This window comes from Hydrogenophaga sedimenti, assembly GCF_051857515.1.
In the GTDB taxonomy this organism is placed as follows: Bacteria; Pseudomonadota; Gammaproteobacteria; order Burkholderiales; family Burkholderiaceae_C; genus Hydrogenophaga.
The window spans coordinates 92,347-105,845 of record NZ_JBPZHA010000011.1; the positions used below are offsets into that span (position 1 = coordinate 92,347).

The 13,499-nt window shown below is 64.7% G+C and carries 13 protein-coding genes; 3 read left to right on the forward strand and 10 right to left on the reverse strand.

Going from position 1 to position 13,499, the window contains the following annotated elements; genetic code table 11:
- Nucleotides 1-32 precede the first annotated feature (32 nt).
- From ACS5NL_RS17700 to ACS5NL_RS17735, 8 genes are all read right to left on the reverse strand, one after another.
- Nucleotides 33-749, reverse strand: coding sequence for an ABC transporter ATP-binding protein (locus ACS5NL_RS17700; RefSeq protein ID WP_411363518.1), 717 nt, complete (start codon nt 747-749; stop codon nt 33-35).
- A 17-nt stretch (nt 750-766) separates the two neighbouring features.
- Nucleotides 767-1,537: an ABC transporter ATP-binding protein gene (locus ACS5NL_RS17705; RefSeq protein ID WP_439355215.1), complete on the reverse strand. Its 771-nt coding sequence runs from the start codon at nt 1,535-1,537 to the stop codon at nt 767-769.
- 15 nt (nt 1,538-1,552) lie between these two features.
- Nucleotides 1,553-2,647 (reverse strand): branched-chain amino acid ABC transporter permease, encoded by a 1,095-nt coding sequence (locus ACS5NL_RS17710; protein WP_439355216.1) that lies wholly within the window; start codon nt 2,645-2,647, stop codon nt 1,553-1,555.
- A gap of 14 nt (nt 2,648-2,661) precedes the next feature.
- Nucleotides 2,662-3,591: a branched-chain amino acid ABC transporter permease gene (locus tag ACS5NL_RS17715; protein ID WP_439355217.1), complete on the reverse strand. Its 930-nt coding sequence runs from the start codon at nt 3,589-3,591 to the stop codon at nt 2,662-2,664.
- 272 nt (nt 3,592-3,863) lie between these two features.
- A complete protein-coding gene (locus ACS5NL_RS17720) occupies nt 3,864-5,153 on the reverse strand; it encodes a replication-associated recombination protein A (RefSeq protein WP_439355218.1) in 1,290 nt (429 codons plus the stop codon).
- Nucleotides 5,154-5,158: 5 nt separating this feature from the next.
- Nucleotides 5,159-5,797 carry an outer membrane lipoprotein periplasmic chaperone LolA gene (gene lolA, locus ACS5NL_RS17725; protein ID WP_439355219.1) on the reverse strand — a complete coding sequence of 213 codons (639 nt, stop codon included), beginning with the start codon at nt 5,795-5,797 and terminating at the stop codon, nt 5,159-5,161.
- A gap of 44 nt (nt 5,798-5,841) precedes the next feature.
- On the reverse strand, nt 5,842-8,199 hold the full coding sequence (locus tag ACS5NL_RS17730) for a DNA translocase FtsK (protein ID WP_439355220.1): 2,358 nt from the start codon (nt 8,197-8,199) through the stop codon (nt 5,842-5,844).
- 115 nt (nt 8,200-8,314) lie between these two features.
- The gene (locus ACS5NL_RS17735; RefSeq protein WP_439355221.1) at nt 8,315-8,989 is read right to left on the reverse strand and encodes a Crp/Fnr family transcriptional regulator; all 675 of its coding nucleotides are present in this window, start codon (nt 8,987-8,989) and stop codon (nt 8,315-8,317) included.
- A gap of 149 nt (nt 8,990-9,138) precedes the next feature.
- Between ACS5NL_RS17735 and trxB the strand changes: the two genes are divergently transcribed.
- From trxB to rpmG, 3 genes are all read left to right on the forward strand, one after another.
- Nucleotides 9,139-10,086, forward strand: coding sequence for a thioredoxin-disulfide reductase (trxB, locus tag ACS5NL_RS17740; RefSeq protein ID WP_439355222.1), 948 nt, complete (start codon nt 9,139-9,141; stop codon nt 10,084-10,086).
- A 232-nt stretch (nt 10,087-10,318) separates the two neighbouring features.
- On the forward strand, nt 10,319-10,552 hold the full coding sequence (gene rpmB, locus ACS5NL_RS17745) for a 50S ribosomal protein L28 (protein ID WP_056269541.1): 234 nt from the start codon (nt 10,319-10,321) through the stop codon (nt 10,550-10,552).
- 12 nt (nt 10,553-10,564) lie between these two features.
- The gene (gene rpmG / locus ACS5NL_RS17750; RefSeq protein ID WP_068173845.1) at nt 10,565-10,735 is read left to right on the forward strand and encodes a 50S ribosomal protein L33; all 171 of its coding nucleotides are present in this window, start codon (nt 10,565-10,567) and stop codon (nt 10,733-10,735) included.
- A 95-nt stretch (nt 10,736-10,830) separates the two neighbouring features.
- Here the strand turns inward: rpmG and ACS5NL_RS17755 are convergent, their stop codons facing one another.
- Both ACS5NL_RS17755 and ACS5NL_RS17760 read right to left on the reverse strand, forming a co-directional pair.
- The gene (locus ACS5NL_RS17755; RefSeq protein ID WP_439355223.1) at nt 10,831-12,057 is read right to left on the reverse strand and encodes a DesA family fatty acid desaturase; all 1,227 of its coding nucleotides are present in this window, start codon (nt 12,055-12,057) and stop codon (nt 10,831-10,833) included.
- 142 nt (nt 12,058-12,199) lie between these two features.
- Nucleotides 12,200-13,465, reverse strand: a complete 1,266-nt coding sequence (locus ACS5NL_RS17760) for an RsmB/NOP family class I SAM-dependent RNA methyltransferase (RefSeq protein ID WP_439355224.1) — start codon at nt 13,463-13,465, stop codon at nt 12,200-12,202.
- Nucleotides 13,466-13,499 lie beyond the last annotated feature (34 nt).

Genomic DNA, 13,499 nt, shown 5'->3' on the forward strand with positions numbered 1-13,499 from the left:
CGCAACCCGTCATTGTAAGTTCCGGCCGGAGGTCAATGCCCCAGGTACGCCTCACGCACCTTCGGGTCGACCAGCAGGTCCTTGCCGGCACCGGTCATGGTGATCAGGCCGGAGTCCATCACGTAGCCACGGTCGGCGATCTGCAGCGCGCGCTGGGCGTTCTGCTCGACCAGCACCACGGTCACGCCCTGGGCCGACACGTCACGCACGACCTCAAAGATCTTGTCGACCATGATCGGCGACAGCCCCATCGAAGGTTCGTCCAGCAGCAGCACCTTGGGCTGGCTCATCAGCGCGCGCGCCATCGCCAGCATCTGCTGCTCGCCGCCCGACATCGTGCCGGCCAGCTGGTCCTTGCGTTCCTTCAGGCGCGGGAAGATGCCGAACATGCGCTCGATGTCGGTGGCGATGCCGGCCTTGTCGGTGCGGATGTAGGCGCCCATCTGCAGGTTTTCGGTGATGGTCATGCGGGTGAAGACACCGCGGCCTTCCGGCACCATCGCCAGACCCAGCTTGACCAGATCCCAGGCACCGCGGCCCTTGATGCTCTGGCCCAGGTATTCGATGTCGCCGCCTTCGAAGCCCAGCGAACCGGTGATGGCCTTCATGGTGGTGGTCTTGCCGGCGCCGTTGGAGCCGATCAGCGAGATCAGCTCGCCTTCGCGCACTTCGAGGTCGACGCCCTTGACGGCCTTGATGCCGCCGTAGGAGACCTTCAGCCCGCTGACTTTGAGGAGTGTGTTTGCCATGTTGTCTGCTCTCTCTTTCAGTGGCCGCCAGTGCCCAGATACGCCTCGATCACCTTGGGATCGCTCTGCACCTCGGCCGGCGTGCCGGACGAGAGTTGCTTGCCGTAGTCGAGCACGGTCACGCGGTCGCACAGGCCCATCACCAGCTTCACGTCGTGTTCGATCAGCAGGATGGTGCGGTTGTCCTTGCGGATGCGGTCGATCAGTTCCCGCAGCAGCACCTTTTCGGTCGCGTTCATGCCGGCCGCGGGTTCGTCCAGCGCGATCAGCTGCGGATCGGTCGCCAGCGCACGGGCGATTTCCAGGCGGCGCTGGTCACCGTAGCTCAGCGTGCGCGACTTGTAGTCGGCGAACTTGGCGATGCCCACGTACTCCAGCAGTTCCATCGCGCGGCTGCGGATCTCCGCTTCCTCTTTCTTGAAGCCCGGTGTGCGCAGCACGGCGCCGATCAGGCCCGAGTGCGTGCGCACATGGCGGCCGACCATCACGTTCTCCACCGCCGTCATTTCGGGGAACAGGCGGATGTTCTGGAACGTGCGGGCGATGCCCGCCTTGGCCACTTCATGCACCGCGGTGGGCGTGTAGGGTTTGCCGGCCAGCTCGAAGCTGCCGCTGTCGGGGGTGTAGAGGCCGGTCAGCACGTTGAAGAACGTGGTCTTGCCGGCGCCGTTGGGGCCGATCAGGCCATAGACCTGGCCGCGTTCGATGGTGATGCCCACATCGCTGAGGGCCTGCAGGCCGCCGAAGCGCTTGGACACATTGGCCACTTTCAGAATGGTTTCGCTCATGGTGGTGTCCTTCGGTTACTTCGTCAGTGCCTTGCCGTGCTCGGGCGAAGGCCACAGGCCCTTCGGACGCAGCAGCATCACGACCACCATGGCCAGTGCGATCAGCAACTGGCGCAACACTTCAGGGCCCAGACGACCGCCGGTCACATAGGACAGGTCGGGCATGTGGCGCAGCAGTTCCGGCAGGCCGGCGAGCATCAGCGCCCCCAGGATCACGCCCGGGATGTGACCGATACCGCCCAGCACCACCATGGCCACCACCATCACCGATTCCATCAGCGAGAAGGATTCGGGCGACACGAAGCGCTGGAACGAGGAGAACAGCACGCCCGACATGCCGCCGAAGGTGGCGCCCATGCCAAAGGCCAGCAGCTTGAGGTTGCGGGTGTTCAGGCCCATGGCCTTGGCAGCGATCTCGTCTTCGCGGATGGCCATCCATGCACGGCCGATGCGCGAGTCCTGCAAACGGTACGACAGCACGATCGACAGCAGCACGAAGAACAGGAACAGGTAGTAGTACATCGTCACCGGCTGGAAGGTGTAGCTCCAGTCGCCCAGCGTGATGGTCTGCCGCTGTCCCATGTTGATGCCGAACACGGTGAGCGCGTCGATCTGCGCGATGCCCTTGGGACCGTTGGTGATGTTCACCGGACGGTCCAGGTTGAGCATGAAGATGCGGATGATTTCGCCGAAGCCCAGCGTGATGATCGCCAGGTAGTCGCCACGCAGCTTGAGCGTCGGCGCGCCGAGGATCATGCCGACCAGACCCGCGATCCCCGCGGCCGCGAGCATCACCAGCCAGACGTTGACGTGCACGCCGTTGGGGAACATGGCCTTGATGGCCGGAAAGGTGTCGGCCAGGTGCGGCGAGGCCAGCAGGCCGTAGATGTAGGCACCCACCGCGTAGAACGCGATGTAGCCCAGGTCCAGCAGGCCGGCGTAGCCCACCACGATGTTCAGACCCAGTGCCAGCAGCACATACAGCAGCGCGAGGTCGACGATGCGGGCCCAGGAGTTGGAACCGGTGGCCTGCAGCAGCAGGGGCAGGACCAGCAGTGCGATGCCGGCCAGTACAAAGGCAATGATCTTGCCGTTCTTGGTGTTCGTCATGTTGCGTCTCCCGGTCAGGCGCGATCGGCCACACGTTCACCCAGCAGGCCCGAAGGACGCAGCGTGAGCACCAGGGCGAGCACGATGAAGGCGAAGATGTCGACGTACTGGCTGCCCAGCACACCGCCGGTCAGTTCGCCCAGGTAACCGGCACCCAGCGACTCGATCAGGCCCAGCGCGATGCCACCGACCACCGCACCGGCCAGGTTGCCGATGCCGCCCATGACGGCGGCCACGAAGGCCTTGAGGCCGGGCATGAAGCCCATGGCGTGCTGCACGGTGCCGTAGTTGGAGGCCCACATCACGCCAGCAATGGCGGCCAGCATGGCGCCAATGATGAAGGTGGCGGAGATGACCACGTCGGGCTTGATGCCCATCAGCGCCGCCACCCGCGGGTTCTCGGCGGTGGCGCGCATGGCGCGACCCAGGTTGGTCTTGTTGACCAGCCACATCAGGAAGGCCAGGGTGATCGCGGTCGCGGCCAGGATGACGATCTGCGTCACCGAGATCACGGCGCCGGCGAACTCGATCGGCTCGCGCGAGAGCATCGCCGGATAGGCCTTGGGGTTGGGTTGCCAGATGATCATGGCAAAGGTCTGCAGCAGCAGCGACATGCCGATCGCGGTGATCAGCGGCGCCAGCCGAGGCGAGTTGCGCAGCGGCCGGTAGGCCAGTTTCTCGATGCTGTAGTTCAGCGCGCCGCACACGACCATCGCAATGAGCGTGGCCAGCAGCAGCACCAGCCAGCCCGGCAGACCGGGCGAGGCATTGCTCATCCAGCCGATGATGGTCCAGCTGGTCAGGGCACCGACCATGAGCACATCACCGTGCGCGAAGTTGATCAGGCCGATGATGCCGTACACCATCGTGTACCCCAGCGCCACCAGCGCATACATACTGCCCAGGACCAGACCATTGATGATCTGCTGCAGCAAGACGTCCATGAAGTTTTCTCCGTGTTTTTGACAGGCCGGGACACATCGACCGGGAAATCCGATCCCGCGCCGTTGTGCAGCGCGGGGCCCCGTGTTCAGACCCGCTTCAACTTAGCAAAAAACCCGCCAGGTCGGACCTTGTCACAGGGCAGACGGCGGGTTGGAGGCGGATTGTAGCCAAGGGTTACGAGGCCCCGGATACGGGCGAGCCCTGATCTGGCGCGGGTTTTCCCTCGTTTTCGGAAGCCGGACCACGCTGCATCAGCGCATCAGGCGATCCATTAGTTCTTTTGATCGTTGAGCTTTTTGAGTTCGCGCAGCTTATCGCCGATACGGATTTCCAGGCCGCGGTCCACCGGCCGGTAGAACTGCGTACCGGTCATGCCCTCCGGCAGGTAGTTTTCGCCCGCCGCGAAGCCGCCCGCCTCATCGTGGGCATAACGGTAGCCCTTTCCGTAGTCCAGGTCCTTCATCAGCCTGGTCGGTGCATTGCGAAGGTGCATCGGCACCGGCCGGCTGCCATCCTTCTTCACGAAGGCCTTGGCCTCGTTGAAGGCCTTGTAGACCGCATTGGACTTGGGCGCCACCGCCAGATAGACCACGCACTCGGCCAGCGCCAGCTCGCCCTCGGGCGTGCCCAGGCGCTCATACACCTCGGCCGCGTCGAGCGCCAGGCGCAGCGCGCGCGGGTCGGCCAGGCCGATGTCTTCGGCCGCCATGCGGATGAAACGGCGCGCCATGTAGCGCGGATCGGCGCCACCGTCGAGCATGCGCACGAACCAGTACAGCGCCGCGTCCGGATCGGAACCACGCACGCTTTTGTGCAAGGCACTGATGGTGTCGTAGAACTGCTCGCCGCCCTTGTCGTAGCGGCGCATGCGTTCCCCCAGCACACGCAGCAGCCAGGTGTCGGTGACTTCGGTCAGCTTTTCGCGCCCGGCCGCCACCGCCAGCGTCTCCAGCGTATTGAGCAGGCGGCGGGCGTCACCATCGGCGTAGGCGATCAGGCGGTCGGCAGCGGCTTTCTCCACGGCCGGCACCGCCCCGATGTCCTGCGCGCGCACCAGCAACTGCCGCAGGTCTTCTTCGCCCAGCGGCTGCAGCACATACACCGCGGCCCGAGACAGCAAAGCCGAATTGACCTCGAACGAGGGGTTTTCGGTGGTGGCGCCGATGAAGGTGAACAGCCCGCTCTCGACGTGCGGCAGGAAGGCATCCTGCTGGCTCTTGTTGAAGCGGTGCACCTCGTCGACGAACACGATGGTGCGCTGCGAGGTCAGGCCGTCGCGCGCCGCCTCGGCCCGCTCGACCGCCTCGCGGATGTCCTTGACCCCGCCCAGCACGGCGCTGATGGTGATGAACTGCGCGTCGAACGCATCGGCCATCAGGCGCGCGATCGTGGTCTTGCCCACGCCCGGCGGCCCCCAGAGGATGCAGCTGTGCGGCTGCCCCGACTCAAACGCCAGCCGCAGCGCCATGCCCTCCCCCAGCAAATGCTGCTGACCGATCACCTCGCCCAGCGTGCGCGGGCGAAGGCGTTCGGCCAGGGGCTGGTGGGCAGCGGTGGCCACGGGGTTCAGGGACGGATGACGTCGGCGCCGGCCGGCGGCTGGAACCTGAACCGCTCGGGCTTGATGGCGGCGTTGCCCTGCCACTGGGCAAAACTGAGCACCGAGCGCTGCCCCAGGCTGTCGAGGATCTCCAGCACGGCCAGTTGTCCCTGTTTGAAGCCGACCCGCACGCTCTGCAACTGGCCGTCCTTGGCCTTCGGGCGCGCATCGACCCACTCCATGCCGTCCTTCGCGGGCGCGGCCTTGAGTTCAAACGACTCCGACAACGCCTTGAGGTCGGTGCCCGAGGCAATCAGGGCCGCCGGCGTGCTGCCCAGCACGTCCTGCTGCTTGCGCGCCGTGACCTGGTTGAGGTCGGCGTCGTACAGCCAGAGCGTCTGGCCGTCGGCCACGATGGTCTGCTCGAAGGGTTTGGTGTATTCGAAGCGGAAGCGTCCCGGCCGCTGAAACTCGAAACGGCCACTGGAGGTCTTGCTGCGCCCCACAGATTCGCCTTCGCGCTTGGGCGAAGTGACCACCTGCGTGAAGCCGGCCTGTGCGCTCTTGACCTCACGCAGAAAGGCCTCGAGATCCTGCAGCCCATCGGCGTGAGCGGACAGCAGGGTCAGGGCCAAGGCGGCAGGGATCAGGTTCTTGAGGTTCATGAAAGCTGGGAGCCTCAGGCTCCCGAAAAGGTTTCCCGACAGGTTCAGTCCCCGCGCGGCGCGACCAGGATGTCGCGCTGGCCGCTGCTGGTCAATGCACTGACCAGGCCCGCGTTTTCCATGTCTTCGAGCAGTCGCGCGGCGCGGTTGTAGCCGATCTTGAGCTTGCGCTGCACATAGGAAATGCTGGCCTTGCGGTCCTGCAGCACGATGGCCACGGCCTGGTCGTACAGCGGATCTTTCTCGCCGCCATCGCCACCACCTTCGCCAAAGATGTCGCCCCCCTCGCCATCGCCGACACCTCCTTCGAGGATGCCATCGATGTAATTGGGTTCGCCATACTGCTCCTTGAGGTAGGCGGCCACACGGTGCACCTCGTCGTCGCTGACGAAGGCGCCGTGCACGCGGATCGGGAAGCCCGTGCCCGAAGGCATGTAGAGCATGTCGCCCATGCCCAGCAGGCTCTCGGCGCCCATCTGGTCAAGGATGGTGCGGCTGTCGATCTTGCTGCTGACCTGGAACGACAGGCGGGTCGGGATGTTGGCCTTGATCAGGCCGGTGATCACATCCACGCTGGGGCGCTGCGTCGCCAGAATCAGGTGGATGCCGGCCGCACGCGCCTTCTGCGCCAGGCGGGCGATCAGCTCCTCGATCTTCTTGCCGACCACCATCATCAGGTCGGCCAGCTCGTCGATCACCACCACGATGTGGGGCAGACGCTCCAGCGGCTCCGGCTGCTCGGGGGTCAGGCTGAACGGGTTGCCGATGATCTCGCCGCGCGCCCGGGCTTCGTCCAGCTTGGCATTGAAACCGGCGAGGTTGCGCACCCCCATCTTGCTCATCAGCTTGTAGCGTTTCTCCATCTCGGCCACGCACCAGTTCAGGCCGTTGGCCGCCTGCTTCATGTCGGTCACCACCGGACACAGCAGGTGCGGAATGCCTTCGTAGACGCTCAGCTCCAGCATCTTGGGGTCGATCAGCAGCAGGCGCACATCCTTGGCGTCGGCCTTGTACAGCAGCGACAGGATCATGGCGTTGATGCCGACCGACTTGCCCGAACCGGTGGTACCCGCCACCAGGCAGTGGGGCATCTTGGCCAGATCGGCCACCACCGGCAGGCCGGCGATGTCCTTGCCCAGACCCATGGTCAGCAAGCTCTTGGCGTCGTGATAGACCTGCGAACCCAGGATTTCGCTGAGCTTGATGGTCTGTCGCTTGGCGTTGGGCAACTCCAGCGCCATCAGGTTCTTGCCCGGAATGGTTTCGATCACGCGGATCGACACCAGCGACAGCGAGCGCGCCAGATCGCGGCCGAGGTTGACGATCTGCGAACCCTTGACGCCGGTCGCCGGCTCGATTTCGTAGCGCGTGATCACCGGCCCCGGTGCGGCGGCCACCACCCGCACATCGACACCGAAGTCCTTGAGCTTCTTCTCGATCAGGCGGCTGGTCATCTCCAGCGTCTGCGCGTCCACACCCTGCTGGTGCGCCGGTGCAGCGTCCAGCAGATCGACCTGGGGCAGCTTGCTGTCGGGCATCTCGGTGAACAGCGGCTTCTGCCGCTCCTTGGCCACCCGCTCGCTCTTGGGCACATCGACCAGTGTCGGCTCGATCACCACCGGCATCGGATGATGCTCCTCGATCTCCACCCGCTCGACCTTGACCACTTCTTCGCGTTCGCGGGCTGCCTGCTCGCCGATGCGCTGGTCTTCCACCGCTTCCCGCTTTTCGCGGCGCGACTCGAACCAGCCGTCAAACAGGCTGCCCAGCCGCTCGGCCCACTGTCCCCAGGAGAAATGGAACACCCGGGGCAGACACACCACGATCAGCGCCAGAGCCAGCAATGTTGACCCCGTGAACCCCAGCCAGCGCACGCCCCACAGCCCCAGCAGGTGCCCCAGCACACCGCCTCCGTGCCCCGGCAGCAGCGGCTCGAACCGGTATAGACGGCTCCATTCGAGGATCACGCTGCCCACCATCAGCAGCACCAGCGACAGCACGGAAGCCAGGCGCCGCACCGCCGGACGCTGCCAGAGAGGCAGGCCGTCTTCGTCGGCAGGAGAGGCCACCGGGGCCAGCGCGCTGCCCCGCAACCGGTCCGCCAGTGCCGACAGCCAGACGCGCAGGCCCGCAAACACCAGCCACCAGACCGAAAAACCGAACAGGTAATAGCTGGCGTCCGACAGCCAGGCGCCGAGCTGGCCACCCCAGTTGCCAGCCAGTTCGCGGTTGCCGGTGGTGCTCCAGGCCGGATCGGCCAGCGAATGGCTCAGCAGCGCCACCAACCAGAATCCCAGCAAGGCAGCGCCCGCCACCAGCGCCACTTCGTGAGCGAAACGCGACAAGCCGCTCGGGGGCGCATTGGCCCGGTCGGCGTTGAGCGTGTTGAGTGAATACGTCATAGACCTCGCAGATGTCCTGCGGCGAGCTTACCCCAACGGATACCGGTTCCCGCACCGGGCCGCATTGGTAAAACCTTGTGTCAGAACGGCACGGATGTTCCGTGCTGCAACGCACTCAACCCAGCGAAGTCAGGCGGTCCTTGATGATGGTGGTGCCGTCTGCGTCGACCTCGATGAACCCGCGGTCCTCGAGATCCTTCATGACACGGCTGACCATCTCGCGCGAGGCGCCGATCATCTTGGCCACGTCCTGGCGCGACACCCGGTCGCGGATGACCAGGCGACCATCCTTGTCCGGCACGGCGAACTCCAGCAGCGCACGGGCCACACGCCCGTACACGTCCATCAGCGCCAGCGATTCGATCTTGCGGTCCGCATGGCGCAGACGCAACACCAGCCCCTTCATGACGGCATAAGCCATCGACGTGTTTTCCGGCAGGCAGCGGGCGAACTCCACCCGCCCCAGGATCAGCACATCGGTCTGCACCTCGGCGCGCACCGTGGCCGAATGCGGCTGGTTGTCGATCAGGCTCATCTCGCCCACGTAGTCACCGGGATTCATCGTCGCGAGGATCACCTCGCGCCCGCGGCTGTCGGTGGTGATGACCCGTGCCCGACCGGTCAGCACGATGGCCAGGAAGTTGGATTTCTTGCCCTGCTCGACGATCACCTCGCCACGCTTGTAGCGCCGCTTGACCACGGCCTCGGCCACCGACTCGGCCTGCGCCTGTGTCAGCGTGGAAAACAGCGGAACCCGACGGATCAGTTCCAGGTTGGAAAGAATGGCCATGCCAAATACCTTTGCAGTGAATGCGCACAAAGCGCGTTACTTACAATGCCGATCAATCCAGTTCGTCGCGGCACGACGGGACCATGTTCCCGATTGCATACCCGCCGACTCTAAACCACTTGCCCCGCAGGATCGTCGGGGATATCCACATGAAGCACGCCAAAGTCCTCATTTTAGGTTCCGGCCCCGCCGGTTACACCGCCGCCGTCTACGCCGCACGCGCCAACCTGAACCCGGTGCTGATCACCGGCATCGCCCAGGGCGGCCAACTCATGACCACCACCGAGGTCGACAACTGGCCCGCCGACGTGGATGGTGTCCAGGGACCCGACCTGATGCAGCGTTTCCTGCAGCACGCCGAACGCTTCAACACCGAGATCGTGTTCGACCACATCAATGCGGTCGACCTGAGCAAGCGCCCCTTCGTGCTCAAGGGCGACAGCGGTGAATACAGCTGCGACACGCTCATCATCGCCACCGGCGCCTCGGCCCGCTATCTGGGCCTGCCTTCTGAAGAGACGTTCATGGGCAAGGGCGTGAGCGCCTGCGCCACCTGCGACGGCTTCTTCTACCGGGGCCAGGAAGTGGCCGTGGTCGGCGGCGGCAACACCGCAGTCGAAGAAGCACTTTACCTGTCCAACATCGCCAACAAAGTCACATTGGTGCATCGCCGCGACAGCTTCCGCGCCGAAGCCATCATGATCGACAAGCTGATGGACAAGGTCAAGGAAGGCAAGATCGAACTCAAGCTGCACAGCGTGCTCGACGAGGTTCTGGGCGACGCCAGCGGCGTCACCGGCGCCCGACTGAAGAATGTGCAGACCGGTGGCACCGAGGATGTCTCGGTCAAAGGCTGCTTCATCGCCATCGGGCACAGCCCCAACACCGAGATCTTCCAGGGTCAGCTGGCCATGAAAGACGGTTACATCGTCACGCAATCGGGCAGCAACGGCCTGGCCACCATGACCAGCGTGCCCGGCGTGTTCGCCGCTGGCGACGTGCAGGACCACATCTACCGCCAGGCCATCACCAGCGCCGGCACCGGCTGCATGGCTGCGCTGGACGCTCAGCGTTTTCTGGAACAGAACCCGGCCTGACGGCCCGCAGGTCCCGGCCGCCGACCAGCGGCTGGCCTGCAACGAGGTCTGTGGCTATAATGGTGGGCTTTGCTGTGCCTTCGTCGTCCTGTGAAGGACGGGATGCACTGCAAATTTCGGGTTACCGCCACCCTTTCCTGGCGAGGTGAGGCTCAACCGCCAGTTGGCTGTTTCTGCAAGTCAGACCAGTCGACCCGCTGCGGCAGCTGTTTAAAAGTATCGGAGTGTCCACATGGCACGCGTCTGCGACGTCACGGGCAAAAAGCCCATGGTCGGGAACAACGTTTCCCACGCCAACAACAAAACCAAGCGCCGGTTCCTGCCGAACCTGCAATACCGCCGTTTCTGGGTCGAGAGTGAGAACCGTTGGGTTCGTCTGCGCGTGTCGGGTGCTGCCCTGCGCCTGATCGACAAAAACGGCATCGATGCCGTGCTCGCTGACCTGCGCGCACGCGGCCAAGCTTAAGGAGCACACAACATGGCAACCAAAGGCGGACGCGAAAAGATCAAGCTGGAATCCACTGCGGGTACCGGCCACTTCTACACCACCACCAAGAACAAGAAGACCACGCCCGAGAAGATGCTGATCAAGAAATTTGATCCGAAGGCTCGCAAGCATGTGGACTACAAGGAAATCAAGCTGAAGTAATTCAGCAGGGTTTCCCCAACAAAAAAGCCGCTGTGGAAACAGCGGCTTTTTTGTTGCCCGCACCGCTTTCGCGGCGCGGGGTGTGCACCCACCGATCAGGCGCGGGCGGAACGCAGCTGGATCGAGAAGTCGCGCAGGGCGGCAATGCCGCTTTCTTCGGCGCGGCGGCACCAGGCCTGCAGGTCGGCCGCCAGTTGCTCGCGGGTGACGTTCGTCCCCGTCCACAGCGAGCGCAGCTCTTCGCGCATGGTCACCATCTTGTCGAGCACCGGGTGCTCGGCACGGGCTTGTGCCAGCTGCGGCTTGACTTCGGCCGGCACCTTGTCGTCGTCGCGGTGCAACCAGCGGCGGGCGGCGTCCAGCGCCGCTGCATCACCACTTCGAGTCTTCAACGCTTCCACTTCGCGCTGGCAGGCGGCACGCAGTTCGCGGGCAAAACCGGCCATGACTTCGTAGCGGTTGGCGATGATGGCTTCCAGCGTCTTCTCGTCGGCCACCGGCCTGACTTCGCCATATGCCATCTTGGGCGGCACCTTCTTCACCGAAGCCAGACCAAAGGTCTTGAGGACATTGATGTACAGCCAGCCGATGTCGAACTCGTAGGGCTTGACCGACAGCTTGGCCGAGGTCGGGAAGGTGTGGTGGTTGTTGTGCAGCTCTTCGCCACCAATGATGATGCCCCAGGGCGAGATGTTGGTGCTGGCGTCGGCCGCCTCGAAATTGCGGTAACCCCACCAGTGGCCGATGCCGTTGATGATGCCGGCAGCGGTGATCGGGATCCAGGCCATCTGCAGGGCCCACACGGCCAGTCCACCCAGACCGAACAGCAGCACATCAATGATCAGCATCAGGCTGACACCCAGCGCGGAATGCGGGGTGTACACGTTGCGCTCGATCCAGTCGTCGGGGGTGCCGTGGCCATAGCGCGCCATGGTTTCAGGATTTTTCGACTCGGCACGGTACAGCTCGGCGCCGGTCCAGAACACGGTCTTGATGCCGAAGACGTGCGGGCTGTGCGGATCACCTTCGCGCTCGCACTTGGCGTGGTGCTTGCGGTGAATGGCCGCCCATTCCTTGGTCACCTGGCCCGTGGTCATCCAGAGCCAGAAGCGGAAAAAATGCGATGCGATCGGATGCAGATCCATCGAACGGTGGGCCTGGTGACGGTGCAGGTAGATCGTCACGCTCGCGATGGTGATGTGGGTGAGCACCAGAGCGACCACCAGCATCTGCCAGCCGGAGGCGTGCGTCAGACCGTTGGCGAGAACATCGACCAGCCTGTCCCACAGGAGGGACAGGGTCCCGGAATCGGAAGAAGACATTGAAATCCTAAAGCGCCCAGAAGCGAAAGAGTCGTGCCATTCCCCTGGGCGCTGGGGAACGGGTAACCCGCGATTTTAAAGGCGGCGCTTCAAAACGACAAACCGGCAACCACAATGTGAAACAGCGGAAACGAATGTGGAATCAGGCCTTTTTCTGCCAGGCGGCGGCGAAGAACCCGTCGGTGCCATGGCGGTGGGGCCACAGGCGCATGAACCGGCCATCGGCCGAACAGAGTGCGGCGGCATCGGGCACCTGCCCTGCCGACAGCAGGTCGACCGCCGGCAGCGGTTCAAAACCGGGGTGCGCCAGGCCAAAGGCCTGGGCCACGGCCTCGTTTTCCTGCGGCAGCAGACTGCAGGTCGCATAGACCAGCCGACCGCCGGGCTTGAGCAGGCGCGCGGCGCTGGCGAGGATGCGTTGCTGCAGTTCGGCCAGCTCGGCAACCGTCTGGGGCGTCTGGCGCCATTTCAGGTCGGGACTGCGCCGCAGCGTGCCCAGGCCTGAGCATGGCGCGTCGACCAGCACCCGGTCCATCTTGCCGGCCAGCCGCTTGATGCGCTCGTCGCGCTCGTGCGCGATGGCCACGGGATGCACGTTGGACAATCCGCTGCGCGCCAGCCGTGGCTTGATCGCATCCAGCCGGTGACCGGAAGTGTCGAAGGCGTACAGGCGGCCAGTGTTCTTCATCGCCGCACCCAGGGCCAGCGTCTTGCCGCCGGCGCCAGCGCAGAAATCGGTCACCATTTCGCCCCGCTTCGGGGCCAGCAGCAGGGCCAGCAGTTGCGAGCCTTCGTCCTGCACCTCGACCTCGCCGCTGGCGAACACCGGCAGCTTGGCCAGATTGGGCTTGCCGGACAGGCGGATGCCCAGTGGCGAATGGGGCGTCGGCTCGGCCGACAACCCGGCCTGGCCGACCGCGGCCAGCGCCACCTCGCGCTTCTGCTTGAGCGTGTTCACCCGCAGGTCCAGCGACGCGGGGCCCAGCAAACTGGCGGCCAGGGCGTCGAACCCGTCACCCACTTGCTCGCGAAGCGCCTGCGCCAGCCATTCAGGCAGGTTGTGGCGGTGCTGCGCCATCAGCTCCGTTTCGGGCACCTTCACACAGGCGTCCCACCAGGTTTTTTCCGCGTCGCTGAGTGCGCTCTTGAGGAACTCGCGTTCACCCGGAAACGCCAGGATCGCCAGCCGGCGCCACTTGGAGCCGCTGCCCGAACGGGCCAGCCACTCGAACTTCAGCCGCTCGCGCAGCACGGCAAACACGGTGTCCGACAGCGTGGCGCGCTCGCGCGGGCCGAGCGACTTGTTCTCGCGGAAATGGCGTGCGACCACGGCGTCAGCCGGGTGGTCGAACTTGAAGACTTTCTCGATCAGGCTGGCGCTTTCGTCCAGGAGGGCTTTGGGGTGCATGGGCGGTATTGTCCCACCGGGGATAATCGAGGGT

Coding starts and splice junctions, on each gene's coding strand:
- ACS5NL_RS17730 (WP_439355220.1), bottom strand. CDS start 8,199: ATGACGTATTCACTCAACACGCTCAACGCCGACCGGGCCAATGCGCCC.
- ACS5NL_RS17735 (WP_439355221.1), bottom strand. CDS start 8,989: ATGGCCATTCTTTCCAACCTGGAACTGATCCGTCGGGTTCCGCTGTTT.
- ACS5NL_RS17715 (WP_439355217.1), bottom strand. CDS start 3,591: ATGGACGTCTTGCTGCAGCAGATCATCAATGGTCTGGTCCTGGGCAGT.
- ACS5NL_RS17710 (WP_439355216.1), bottom strand. CDS start 2,647: ATGACGAACACCAAGAACGGCAAGATCATTGCCTTTGTACTGGCCGGC.
- rpmB (WP_056269541.1), top strand. CDS start 10,319: ATGGCACGCGTCTGCGACGTCACGGGCAAAAAGCCCATGGTCGGGAAC.
- ACS5NL_RS17760 (WP_439355224.1), bottom strand. CDS start 13,465: ATGCACCCCAAAGCCCTCCTGGACGAAAGCGCCAGCCTGATCGAGAAA.
- rpmG (WP_068173845.1), top strand. CDS start 10,565: ATGGCAACCAAAGGCGGACGCGAAAAGATCAAGCTGGAATCCACTGCG.
- lolA (WP_439355219.1), bottom strand. CDS start 5,797: ATGAACCTCAAGAACCTGATCCCTGCCGCCTTGGCCCTGACCCTGCTG.
- trxB (WP_439355222.1), top strand. CDS start 9,139: ATGAAGCACGCCAAAGTCCTCATTTTAGGTTCCGGCCCCGCCGGTTAC.
- ACS5NL_RS17755 (WP_439355223.1), bottom strand. CDS start 12,057: ATGTCTTCTTCCGATTCCGGGACCCTGTCCCTCCTGTGGGACAGGCTG.
- ACS5NL_RS17705 (WP_439355215.1), bottom strand. CDS start 1,537: ATGAGCGAAACCATTCTGAAAGTGGCCAATGTGTCCAAGCGCTTCGGC.
- ACS5NL_RS17700 (WP_411363518.1), bottom strand. CDS start 749: ATGGCAAACACACTCCTCAAAGTCAGCGGGCTGAAGGTCTCCTACGGC.